General features: G+C 66.4%; 12 protein-coding genes. 1 reads left to right on the top strand and 11 read right to left on the bottom strand.

Annotation, left to right across the window (positions count from 1 at the left end; genetic code table 11):
• Window positions 1-121: 121 nt before the first annotated feature.
• On the bottom strand, window positions 122-1,426 hold the full coding sequence (gene gltA / locus I0K15_RS19780) for a citrate synthase (RefSeq protein WP_422393993.1): 1,305 nt from the start codon (window positions 1,424-1,426) through the stop codon (window positions 122-124).
• Between the two features lie 145 nt (window positions 1,427-1,571).
• Window positions 1,572-2,981, bottom strand: a complete 1,410-nt coding sequence (gene gltX / locus I0K15_RS19775) for a glutamate--tRNA ligase (protein WP_196103190.1) — start codon at window positions 2,979-2,981, stop codon at window positions 1,572-1,574.
• A gap of 46 nt (window positions 2,982-3,027) precedes the next feature.
• Between gltX and I0K15_RS19770 the strand changes: the two genes are divergently transcribed.
• Window positions 3,028-5,103 carry a ComEC/Rec2 family competence protein gene (locus I0K15_RS19770; protein ID WP_196103189.1) on the top strand — a complete coding sequence of 692 codons (2,076 nt, stop codon included), beginning with the start codon at window positions 3,028-3,030 and terminating at the stop codon, window positions 5,101-5,103.
• Between the two features lie 66 nt (window positions 5,104-5,169).
• On the opposite strand, the gene lexA is transcribed toward I0K15_RS19770, so the two are convergent.
• From lexA to I0K15_RS19725, 9 genes are all read right to left on the bottom strand, one after another.
• A complete protein-coding gene (lexA, locus tag I0K15_RS19765; RefSeq protein ID WP_196103188.1) occupies window positions 5,170-5,853 on the bottom strand; it encodes a transcriptional repressor LexA in 684 nt (227 codons plus the stop codon).
• A gap of 90 nt (window positions 5,854-5,943) precedes the next feature.
• The gene (locus tag I0K15_RS19760) at window positions 5,944-7,116 is read right to left on the bottom strand and encodes a molybdopterin molybdotransferase MoeA (RefSeq protein ID WP_196103187.1); all 1,173 of its coding nucleotides are present in this window, start codon (window positions 7,114-7,116) and stop codon (window positions 5,944-5,946) included.
• A 21-nt stretch (window positions 7,117-7,137) separates the two neighbouring features.
• Entirely contained in the window at window positions 7,138-7,608 is a 471-nt protein-coding gene (moaC, locus tag I0K15_RS19755) for a cyclic pyranopterin monophosphate synthase MoaC (RefSeq protein WP_196103186.1), read from the bottom strand.
• Window positions 7,605-8,408 (bottom strand): indole-3-glycerol phosphate synthase TrpC, encoded by an 804-nt coding sequence (trpC, locus tag I0K15_RS19750; protein ID WP_196103185.1) that lies wholly within the window; start codon window positions 8,406-8,408, stop codon window positions 7,605-7,607. The genes moaC and trpC overlap by 4 nt, the downstream gene beginning before the upstream one ends.
• A gap of 31 nt (window positions 8,409-8,439) precedes the next feature.
• Window positions 8,440-9,156 (bottom strand): uracil-DNA glycosylase, encoded by a 717-nt coding sequence (locus tag I0K15_RS19745; protein WP_196103184.1) that lies wholly within the window; start codon window positions 9,154-9,156, stop codon window positions 8,440-8,442.
• A 187-nt stretch (window positions 9,157-9,343) separates the two neighbouring features.
• Window positions 9,344-9,718 (bottom strand): hypothetical protein, encoded by a 375-nt coding sequence (locus tag I0K15_RS19740; RefSeq protein WP_196103183.1) that lies wholly within the window; start codon window positions 9,716-9,718, stop codon window positions 9,344-9,346.
• Between the two features lie 130 nt (window positions 9,719-9,848).
• A complete protein-coding gene (locus I0K15_RS19735) occupies window positions 9,849-10,628 on the bottom strand; it encodes a flagellar basal body L-ring protein FlgH (RefSeq protein WP_196103182.1) in 780 nt (259 codons plus the stop codon).
• A 78-nt stretch (window positions 10,629-10,706) separates the two neighbouring features.
• Complete coding sequence (locus tag I0K15_RS19730; RefSeq protein ID WP_196103181.1) at window positions 10,707-10,958, bottom strand: hypothetical protein; 252 nt, start codon at window positions 10,956-10,958, stop codon at window positions 10,707-10,709.
• A 30-nt stretch (window positions 10,959-10,988) separates the two neighbouring features.
• Window positions 10,989-11,153, bottom strand: coding sequence for a hypothetical protein (locus tag I0K15_RS19725; RefSeq protein ID WP_196103180.1), 165 nt, complete (start codon window positions 11,151-11,153; stop codon window positions 10,989-10,991).
• Between the last annotated feature and the right edge of the window lie 457 nt (window positions 11,154-11,610).

Genomic DNA, 11,610 nt, shown 5'->3' with positions numbered 1-11,610 from the left:
CTTCCCCACGAAGAAATAGTGGAGACATCTGAAGCCGCTGGCCTGTGCAAAACAAGAATGGCCCGGATCATCTCCGGGCCATCTGCGTTATCTGTTGCTCCGGTGTGACGGAGAGTGTGGCTCAGCGGTTCTCCACGTCCGCGTAGTCGCGGAAGCCGGCACCGGTGTAGAGCTGACGCGGGCGGCCGATCTTCTGCTTCTCGTCCTCGATCATCTCCTTCCACTGGGCGATCCAGCCGACGGTGCGCGACAGCGCGAAGATCGGGGTGAACATCGAGGTCGGGAAGCCGATCGCGTCGAGGATGATGCCCGAATAGAAGTCCACGTTCGGGTAGAGCTTCTTGGAGACGAAGTACTCGTCCTCCAGCGCGATCTTCTCCAGCTCCTTGGCGACCTGCAGCGTCGGGTTGTTCTCGACGCCGAGCAGGCCGAGCACCTCGTCCGCGCTCTCCTTCATCACCTTCGCGCGCGGGTCGAAGTTCTTGTAGACCCGGTGGCCGAAGCCCATCAGGCGGAACGGATCCGCCTTGTCCTTCGCCTTCGCGATGTATTCGGGGATGCGATCGACCGAGCCGATCTCGCGCAGCATGTTGAGCGCTGCCTCGTTCGCGCCGCCATGCGCCGGGCCCCAGAGGCAGGCGACCCCGGCCGCGATGCAGGCGAACGGGTTGGCGCCCGAGGAGCCGGCGAGCCGCACCGTCGAGGTCGACGCGTTCTGCTCGTGATCCGCATGCAGCATGAAGATCCGGTCCATCGCGCGGGCGAGGATCGGGTCGACCACGTATTCCTCGGCCGGCACGGCGAAGCACATGCGCAGGAAGTTCGACGCGTAGTCGAGATTGTTGTCCGGGTACACGAACGGCTGGCCGATCGAGTACTTGTAGGCGTTCGCCGTGATCGTCGGCAGCTTCGCGATCATGCGGATCGAGGCGACCTCGCGCTGCCAGGGATCGTGGATGTCGGTGGAGTCGTGGTAGAAGGCCGACATCGCACCGACCACGCCACAGACGATCGCCATCGGGTGCGCGTCCCGCCGGAAGCCGCGGTAGAAGTTGAGCATCTGCTCGTGCAGCATCGTGTGGTTGGTCACGCGGGAGGTGAAATCCTCCAGCTGCGCCGCGGTCGGCAGCTCGCCGTAGAGCAGGAGGTAGCAGACCTCCAGGTAATGCGACTTCGCCGCCAGCTGATCGATTGGGTAGCCGCGGTGCAAGAGCTCGCCCTTGTCGCCGTCGATGAAGGTGATCGAGCTTTCGCAGGCCGCCGTCGAGGTAAAGCCCGGATCGAAGGTGAAGACGTCCGCCTGACCGTAGAGCTTCGAGATGTCGATCACGTCCGGCCCTGCCGTCGGGCTCATCACCGGCAGGTCGTAATCGTTGCCGGCCACCGACAGCTTCGCAGTCTTCTGTGGGGTCATAGCGTCGTCCATGGTGTCATCCCTGTCTTCGGGCCGATGTGGTGAGAAGCGGCCTCTGGCGTCCGGCAGCGTGTCCCCTCGCCGGACTGGTTGATCCTCGGGGAGTGTGGGCCCCCGTGCCCCCGGAACGGGGGATTGAGACGGCTCGCGACGCCCCTCAGGCCGTGGCGAGCTGATCCTCGATCCGGGCCAGGCTCTCGTCTCGACCAAGCTGGACAAGCACGTCGAACACACTGGGTGAAGTCGTGCGACCGGTCAGTGCTGCGCGCATGGGCTGCATGACCTTGCCGAGCTTGAGATCCTCGTCGCCTGCGAAGGCCTTGATTTCGCCCTCCAGATCGTTGTGCGTCCAACTAACATTCCGCAACCGCTCAGTCAATCTCACGAGCATGTTTCGAGTTATTTCATCGAGTTGGCTCGTGGCCTTTTCATCCAGCGTGAGGGGCCGCTCCGCGCGCAAATAGTAAGACATATCAACAAGATCGACGAGCGTCTTCGCGCGTTCTTTCAGAGCGGGCATCGCGGCCGCGATTGCGACCTTGGTCGCATGGTCCGGCAGCGGTTCATGTTGCACTGCCATAAAGTCGCAGAGTGCATCGGCGAGCGCTGCGTCATCCATCGCGCGGATATGCTGGCCGGAGAGGTTTTCGAGCTTCTTGAAGTCGAATCGAGCCGCACCTTTCGAGATCGCGTCGAGGTCGAACCACTCCACCGCCTGCTCGGTGGTGAAGAACTCCTCGTCCCCGTGGCTCCAGCTCAGCCGGGCGAGGTAGTTGCGCATGGCCGCGGGCAGGTAGCCCATGTCGCGGTAGCCCTCGACTCCGGGCGCGCCGTGGCGTTTGGAGAACTTCGCCCCGTCCGGCCCGTGGATCAGCGGGATGTGGGCGAAGGCGGGCCGCGTCCAGCCCATCGCGTCGAAGATCAGCACCTGCCGCGCCGCGTTGGTCAGGTGGTCGTCGCCGCGGATCACGTGGGTCACGCCCATGTCGTGGTCGTCCACGACGACGGCGAGCATGTAGGTCGGCGTCCCGTCGGAGCGGAGCAGGATCAGGTCGTCCAGCGTCTCGTTCTTCCACGCGACGCGGCCCTGCACGACGTCATCCACCACGGTTTCGCCGTCTCGCGGCGCCTTCAGGCGAACCACGTAGGGGCCGTTGCGCATCGTCGCCGGATCGGCGTCTCGCCACGGGCTCTGGAACACCGTGGAGCGGCCTGCCGCCTTCGCCTCCTCCCGGAAGGCCGCGATTTCCTCCTGCGTGGCAAAGCACTTGTAGGCCGCACCTTTCTCCAGGAGCTCGTGGGCGACCTCCGCATGGCGCTCCGCCTGGCTCGCCTGACTCACCGCGTCGCCGTCCCAGTCGAGGCCCAGCCATTTCAGCCCGGCAAAGATCGCCTCAGTCGCCTCGGGTGTCGAGCGTGCCTTGTCCGTATCCTCGATGCGCAGCAGGAACGTGCCGCCCTTCGCTCGGGCGTAGAGCCAGTTGAACAGCGCCGTGCGCGCGCCGCCGATATGCAGGAAGCCGGTCGGCGAGGGGGCGAAGCGGGTGACGGGAGGCGTCGGAGACATGCGGTGTTAACCTTTCGCTAACCATGGCCGGGCGAGGATCGCGCCCGTGTCTAGAGCATTTGCCTCCCCCGCCACAAGGCGGACCCGGCGTACGGCGCTGTCGCTGGTGCTCGAACAGCAGCGGCGGCGGCTCATCTTGTGGGCGCCGGTGTTCTATGGCGCGGGAATCGCTCTATATTTCGGCTTGCGGGTTGAGCCGACGGCTGGCGAGATCGCGGCGCTCGGTGCCGCCGGTCTCGCCGGGCTGGCGCTCGCGCGCGGTACGCTGGCGCGGGTCGCGGTCGCGGCGGCCCTGGCGTTGATCTGCCTCGGGGTCACCGGCGCCTGGCTGCGAACCCAGGCGTTCACCCATCCAGTGTTGGAGCGCGATTTCTACGGCACCGTCACCGGCCGAGTGGTCGAGATGGGACGGACGAGTTCCGGCAATCCGCGCCTCACCCTCGACGACGTGGTGCTCCACGGCGGACCACCGGTCGCACAGGTTCGGATCGCCTTCGTCGAGGGGCTGCCCGATCTGCCGCTGCCGGGCCGCCGGATCATGGTCACGGCCCGCCTTGGCGGCCCGTCCGGCCCGGCGGAGCCCGGCGGCTTCGACTTCCGCCGCCTCGCCTGGTTCCAGCAATTGAGTGCCGTCGGCTACACCGACGCGCCGCTCTTCGTCCTGCCCGATCCGCCCGGCGCGCCGGTGCTGCGCGCCCGCATGGCCGTGGCCGACGGGATCCGGGCGAAGCTCGATGAGCCCGCCGCGGGCTTTGCCGCCGCCATCCTGACGGGGGATCGCTCTACGGTGGATGGCGAGGTGCTGGACGACCTCCGCGCCTCCAACCTCGCGCATCTGCTGGCGATTTCCGGCCTGCACATGGGCCTGCTCGCCGCCTTCGTCTACGGCACCGTGCGCTACGGTCTGGCGCTGGTGCCCGGGGTCGCGCTGCGCCATCCGATCAAGAAATGGGGGGCGGCCGTCGCGCTGATCGCCGGGGCAGGGTACCTCGTGCTGTCCGGCGCATCGGTCGCGACGCAGCGCGCGTTCATCATGACCGCAGTCGTACTTGTCGCCGTGATGATCGACCGCCCGGCCTTCACCTTGCGCGCCGTCGCACTCGCGGCCGCCCTGATCCTCGCCGTTCGGCCCGAGAGCCTGTTGGAGGCCGGGTTCCAGCTCTCCTTCGCCGCCACGGCGGCCCTCGTCGCCGTCTTCGAGGATCTGAGAGGCCGCGCCTGGTGGCGGGACGAGGATCGCGGCTGGGTCACGCGGTTCCGCGCGCCGCTGGCCCTGCTCATCACGTCGTCCGTCGCCGGGCTCGCCACGGCGCCCTTCGGCGCGTTCCACTTCAATCAGGTTTCGCAGTTCGGCCTCCTCGCCAACCTGCTCGCCGTGCCGATCATGAGCATGGTCATCATGCCCGCGGGCGTCGTGGCGGGCGTCTTGGCGCCGTTGGGGTTGGAGGGCCCGGCGCTCGCCGTGATGGGTTTCGGGATCGAAACGGTGCTCGGCATTGCCCAGTGGGTGGCGGAGATGGACGGCGCCCGCCGTGCGATCCCGGCCGGGCCACTGGCGGCATTGCCGTTGATCGCGGGAGCGATGGTCTGGGCGATCCTGTGGCGCGGGCCGGGGCGCTGGCTGGCGGCGCTGCCCCTCGGGCTCGCGCTTTTCATCTGGTCGGATCATGAGCGTCCGGACGTCCTCATCGCCTCGAACGGCCGTCTCGTCGGCGCGATGACGGAGGAGGGGCGGGCGGTGAACCGCGGCCGCGGCTCAAGCTTCGTGGTTCGGAGCTGGTTGGAGAATGACGGCGCGCCGGTGAAGCAGGAGCTCGCCGCCGACCGCTGGGCTCTCCTCGACCGCGGTGACGGCTGGACCCGCGCCATGTTCGGCAACCGGCAGCTCCAGATCGTCACTGCCCGCAGCCGCTGGCCGGACACGCTGCCGGACTGCGACGCAAGCACCGTCCTGCTTCTGTCGAGCTGGCAAGGCAACACACCGGAGGGATGCGCCCTCGTCCTCGACCGCCCACGCCTCTCCGCCGCCGGTCCGATCGCCCTCTATTTTGAGGAGGACGGGATCAGGATCGACAGCGAAGCGCTCCGCGCCCGCAGCCGCCCCTGGATCCGGGGCGACTGACCAACCTCTTCATCTTTCCGGAAAATACGCCCGCGCGGCAGCGCGGAACCGCATCCTGAGATGCCGTCAGTAGGTCCGGATCAGACCCACCAGCTTGCCCTGCACCTTCACTTGGTCGGAGCGGTAGACGCGGGTCTCGTAGGCCGGGTTCGCGGCCTCCAGCGCCACGGCGGAGCCGCGTTTGCGCAGGCGCTTCAGCGTCGCCTCCTGATCCTCGACAAGGGCGACGACGATGTCTCCATTATCCGCGTCGTCCTGCTCCTGGATCACGACGATATCGCCGTTGTTGATCCCGGCATCCTTCATCGAGTCGCCCTTCACCTCGAGCGCGTAGTGCCGCCCGCCGCGGGAGATCATGCCGCCGGGAACGGAGACGGTGTTGGAGACCTGCTGGATCGCCTCGATCGGCGTACCGGCCGCGATGCGACCCATCACCGGCAGGTCGTAGGCCGAGGCCTCGACCACGCGCGCGGCCACCGGGCGCTCGCTGAGCCCGCCGGGAATCGCCGTCGGGCGGAAGCCGCTCGGTTCGTTCGCGTCTGGCATGCGCACGATTTCGATCGCGCGGGCGCGGTGGGCGAGGCGGCGGATGAAGCCGCGCTCCTCGAGCGCCGTGATCAGTCTGTGGATGCCGGATTTGGAGCGGAGATCCAGAGCCTCCTTCATCTCGTCGAAGGAGGGCGAAACGCCGTCCTGCTGCACCCTGCTGTGGATGAAGTTGAGCAAATCCAGTTGCTTGCGCGTGAGCATGGCGGTGACCCTCTCCTGCCGCTGGTGTCACGTTTTCACACGGTTCTACAAAAGTTCTCCTTTTGTGTCAACCTGTTCGCGCAACACCCCTCAAAGAGTCACGATATCGACCAGATCACCGGCTTTTCGGGGCGGATCTTCAGGCGGACGCACCGCCAGGACGTCCGCACCGGCGAGCACGGTCAGGAGCGAACTGTCCTGACGCCCCGCGACCTCCACCAACCCGTCACCGCGCAGCCGCGCGCGCATGTAGTGCTCCCGGCTGCCGTTCGCCGCGAGGTCGTGGGCGAGGGGCAGGGCGCGCCGCGGCAGCGGTCCGGCGGGCAAGCCGAGCGCCGCGTCGACCGCGGGCCGCAGGAAGAGATGCGCGCAGACGAAGGCCGAGACCGGATTGCCCGGCAGGCCCACCATCGCCGCATCGCCCAACCGCCCGGCCATCAACGGTTTTCCGGGCCGCATCCGCACCTTGTAGAAGTCGAGGGCGAGGCCGCGCGCGCCCGCGACCTCCGCCACCAGGTCGTGATCGCCCACGGACGCGCCGCCCAGCGTCACGACCAGATCGGCCCCCTCGGCGAGCGCCAGGCTCTGCTCGAGGCTCTCGCGGGTGTCGCGGGCGATGGGCAGGATCCGGGCGCGCCCCCCCTGCGCCTCCAGCAGCGCCGCGACGCCGTAGATGTTGGAGCTCACGATCTGGTTCGGGCCGGGGATCTCGCCCGGCACCACCAACTCGTCGCCGGTGGCGATCAGGGCGACCACGGGGCGGCGGCGCACCGGCACCTCGGCGTGGTTCATCGCCGCAAGCAGGGAGACGAGGGCGGGTGTGATGCGCTGGACCGGGACCTCGTCACCCTCGTGGAAATCACCGCCTGCGGGCCGGATATGCGTCTTCTCGTCAAGCCTGTCACCGATGGTGATCCGGTCGCCGTCCCGCGTCACATCCTCCTGGATGACAACGCGATCCGCGCCCTCCGGCACCGGCGCACCGGTGAAGATCCGCACGGCCTCGCCCGGACCGACGGCGCCGTCGTGGCATCCGCCCGCCTGCGCCTCGCCCACAACGCTCAGAACTACGCCCGGCTGCGCATCCGCCGCCCGCACCGCGTAACCATCCATCGCCGACGCGGCAAACGGAGGCTGCGTGCGCCGCGCCGCCAGCGGTCGGGCCAGCACCCGCCCGGAGGCGGACCGCAGCGGAACCGTCTCCTCCTCGGTCACCGCAACGAGCGACAGGATGCGCTCCAAGGCCTCGGCGACGGAGATCACGGGCGGTCCTCGCGCAACGTCCTAGTCCGCCTCGAACCGGCCGGACTTGCCGCCGTCCTTGTAGGTGAGGCGGATATCGGTGATGCGCATATCCTTCTGCACCGCCTTGAGCATGTCGTAGACGGTAAGGGCGGCGACGTTGACGGCGGTCAGCGCCTCCATCTCGACCCCGGTCTGGCCGGTGGTCTTCACCGTCGCCTCGACCTCCACCGCGGTGCCGGAGGCGTCGAGCTCCACCGCAACCTTGCTGATCGGCAGGGGATGGCAGAGCGGGATCAGGTCCGCCGTCCGCTTCGCCGCCATGATCCCGGCGAGGCGTGCTACGGCGAGCACATCGCCCTTCTTCGCCGTTCCCGCGCGTACGATCTCCAGCGTCTCCGCCGACATCTCGACCCGGCCGCGGGCGGTGGCGGTGCGGGTGGTCACGGCCTTCTCCGACACGTCGACCATCTGCGCGTCGCCCTTGGCGTCGAAATGGGTGAGGCCGCTCATGCGGGCACCGGATTGGCGAGGAGGTCGCGGGTCGCCGCCTCCACGTCCTCCTGCCGCATCAGGCTCTCCCCGATCAGGAAGGCGCGGGCGCCGTAGCCGGAGAGTTTCGCGAGGTCTGCCGGGCTCGACATACCGGACTCCGAGACGAGCAGCCGGTCGGCGGGTAATCGTGTCGCCAGCTCACGTGTCGTCTTAAGAGAGGTCTCGAAGGTCTTGAGATTTCTGTTGTTGATCCCGATCAGGGGCGAGCGCAGGTTCAGCGCGCGGTCCAGTTCGGCCTCGTCATGGACCTCGATCAAGACGCTCATGCGCCACTGCTCGGCGGCCGCCTCCAGCTCCGCCGCCTGCGCGTCCGAAACGCTCGCCATGATGATGAGGATGCAGTCGGCGCCGAGGCTGCGTGCCTCCGCCACCTGCCATGGATCGTACATGAAATCCTTGCGCAGCACTGGCAGGTCCACCGCGCCGCGGGCGGCCACCAGATAGTCCTCGTGCCCCTGAAAGCTGGGTGCATCGGTCAGGACGGACAAGCAGGTCGCGCCACCCTTCTCGTAGGCCGCCGCCAACGCCGCGGGGTGAAAATCCTCCCGGATCAATCCCTTGGACGGGCTCGCCTTCTTCACCTCGGCGATCAGCGCATAGCGGCCCGAATCCACCGTCGCGCGCAGCGCCCCGGCGAAGTCGCGCACCTTGGGCGCTTCCCAGGCGAGGGTTTCCATGTCGCCCTGGGATCGAGCCGCCTTGCGCGCGGCGATCTCCTCGAGCTTGTAGGCCTTGATGCGGTCGAGAACGTTGGTCATGCCATCCTCTTACGGCGCGCCCGCGCGCTTGTCACGCGCACCAATCGATCGGCGGGCGACCCTGTGCGGCGAGCCAGTCGTTCACCCGCGAAAAGGGTTTTGATCCAAAGAACCCGCGCCGCGCCGACAGGGGCGAGGGATGCGCGCTTTCGACGATCAGATGCGCGCCGGGCCGGATATGTTTCGCGAGCCCCTGCGCGTGCTTGCCCCAGAGGATGAAGGCGGTCGGACGCCCCGACACGTGATCGAGCACCTGCTCGGCCAACCGCTGCCAGCCCAGCCGCGCGTGCCCGCCCGCATCGCCCGCGGGCACGCTCAGCGCCGTGTTGAGCAACAGCACCCCTTGCCGCGCCCAGCCCGACAGGTCGCCGGTCGCGGGTGCACAACCCACATCCTCCTGCAACTCATTGAAAATGTTGGCAAGCGACCGGGGCAGGGGCGTCACCTCCGCCGCAACGGAGAACGCGAGCCCGTTCGCATGCCCCGGCGTCGGATAAGGATCCTGCCCGAGGATCACGACCGCCACATCCTCCGGCGCAACCGCCTCCAGCGCCGCGAACCGCAAGGACGCAGGCGGCAACACCTCCCGCTGTTCGTCTGCGAGCCGCCGCGCGATCTCCGGATAATCCACGGCAAAGAACGGCAGGTCCGCCCAGGCGCGCGGCGGCCCGCCTTTATCTGTCTCAAAGTATCCCGGGGTCTGGGGGGAGGCCCCACCGTTGTTCACCGGGTTGGCTGGGTCGGTCATTTGGGGGCGCTGTTCGCTCGGTCTTTCGCGGACTTAGGTAGCTTTTCATGAGCCGCGAGTCACACGAGAAAGGGCGCGAACCGATGGTTCGCGCCCTTTTTCATGGCTTTTGGGAGTGTCGAGCGAGCCTCGCGGTGATCCACCACTGTCAGTGCAGGTGGCGGATCGCCGGGGAGGACAGTGCTCCTCAGGACAGCCGGTTTTCGATCGCGGTTGCGACGGCTGGCGGGCAGGCCGGGTGCTTTGCGATGCGGCGGGCGCGGGCGGTGGTGGCTTTGCGGGCGAAGGCGGTGAAAAGATCGACGACGAGTTTCTCGTTCTCTTCATTTTCGAACACCGCATCCAAGGTATCGCGCATAGCGTCCAGGATCGCGGCACGCTCCTTCTCCTGGTCGACGCCGATCTTTGCGCCCACATTCGAGATCCGCTCGATCTGCTTCATCTGCGATGCGGAGAGCTGATTGAAGTTGATCTTTCCGCGGGTCTTGGTTCGCTTCAAGGATTTGTCCTCTTTGGAAGCGTCGGTTGCCGCGGCGGCGGTGGTGATGTCGTTTTGAGCCATGTTGTGTTCCTGTGACGGCGAGTTTCGAATGAGCCGCAGAAGCGCCTTTTTGGAGCGCCTTCGCGACTTCCGAGGATTTGTGAATCTCTTGCGGGATCGGGGAGAAAAAACTTGGCAGAGCCGCGATATCTCAGTCCTCGCGCCCGCCGGACCGATCCGTTTCAGTGCCGCGGCCGAGCATGCGATCGAGTGCAACGATGCGGCTCGTCAGCGACGTGCGGGCATTAGCAATCCTTGCGCGGAGAGCGCTCGGAAGACGACGCGCGATGGAGACAATGACATTGCCCGCTTGCCGGATCGCCTCGAACTCGTCCCCGAGATGGGCACGAGCCCTTTTCTCGGCGCGGTCATTCAGAACGCGCATTGCGCGCGCGAAGATCTGTGCCGCGGTGCGAGAGGTAGTGTCTCCCTCCGATGAGACACTGCCATCGGTGTCTCTCGCCATACGACCAAGATCTTCGCTCGTGATCTCGCCGTTGGCGATCTGTTTGGCGGTTCTGAGAACGATGTCCGCCCGCCGCTTTTGGGTTTCGGCAGTCTTTTCTCGCGCGTCCAGATCTCCGGCGCGTCGCGAAACAGCCACCTCTTTTCGGGTGACGACATCGTCCCGCTCCATGAGCCGCGTCTCCTGCGCCTCGCGCCACTGGCGCGGGCTGACATGCGCGCGGTGCTTCGGCACCTCGACCAGATCCGGGACGGTGTCGCCAGTCTGAGCCGTTGCCTGGGCCTCGCGGACCTGCCGGTTGTGCTGCAGGGCTTGCCGGATCTTCTCCTTGTGCCGCTCGCCCCGGTGCAGTCCGATCCGCGCAGCTTCGAACCAGGCGCCGATGCTGTCCTGACCATGTTCGTAGTCCCGAATGACGGCATGTTTCGAAGGCTGTAGCATGTGCCGCCAGTCCTCCAGCCGCACGCGCGGCAGGATGATAGCGTGGATATGGTATGCCAGCTCGTCGCGATCCGAGCGAGCATGGATACAATCCTCGCCAAACTACTGCTTGAGCCAGCGGACCGCGAGATCCTCGAACTGCTCCTCGCGCGCGGGATCATTCTCGCCCAGAAACGTGCTGAGATCGTCGTCGAACCATTTGCGGTTCGCGGTGATGATGATCTCGCGCATGGGGCCGTGCCGCGTGGCACGCCACGGATCACGAGGTCCCTCGGCGAGGCGGCGCTCGATCTCCTTCCTGCGCCGCCGCCGTTTCAGCTTTTCGAGTTCGTTAGCGAAGTTCTCGAGCCGCATCTCCGAGATCGCCCGGTGCGCCGCCTGTGCTCAGCTCCCGTCCCCGATGAGCCGCGTATTGAGCGTGCTGCGATGCGTCTCCACGTGACCGAGATCGCCACCCTGGCGCATGCGATGCCGCTCGTAACCGCCGATGTTCTCGGGCCACAGCCCCGCCATCCGCATGACAATGGGATACTCTCCACCGTGCTCCATCTCTCGACCTCCGTTCTGTGAGGTCGGGAAATTGATAACGCCGTCAGCCGCCCGGAAATCGCGCCGGAGCGAGGCTGAGAAGGGCTTCGCAGCCTGATCCGAGGGAAGGCTCGTTGGCGAAATAGGCGGGGAAACAGAAATTCGCGGCAGCCGCAAGGTCACAAGCGTTGTAGGCGAAAGCCGCCATTAAACTTTTCAAATGCGAGCGTTGCAAGCAACAAAGATTGGAAGACTGGACATCTAGATCAGCGTCCTACCAAATAGTTTGAGCAATAGCGAAGGTTCTGTAACTATGTTCCAATGAAAGGCCCTGAACCAAATTCGCCTAGAGCCCCATCGCTTCAGAGATAAATTCGGTGATAGGGTTCAAGATACTCACTGCCATTACTAGAGTAGCCATCACGATTTGGGATAATGAGAAGCTTCTTAGGCTACTTATGAGGGTCCGCATACCCAA

Origin of the sequence: Pontivivens ytuae (assembly GCF_015679265.1) — a bacterium.
Taxonomy (GTDB): Bacteria; Pseudomonadota; Alphaproteobacteria; order Rhodobacterales; family Rhodobacteraceae; genus Pontivivens; species Pontivivens ytuae.
This window is presented reverse-complemented; position numbering and strand designations above follow the sequence as displayed.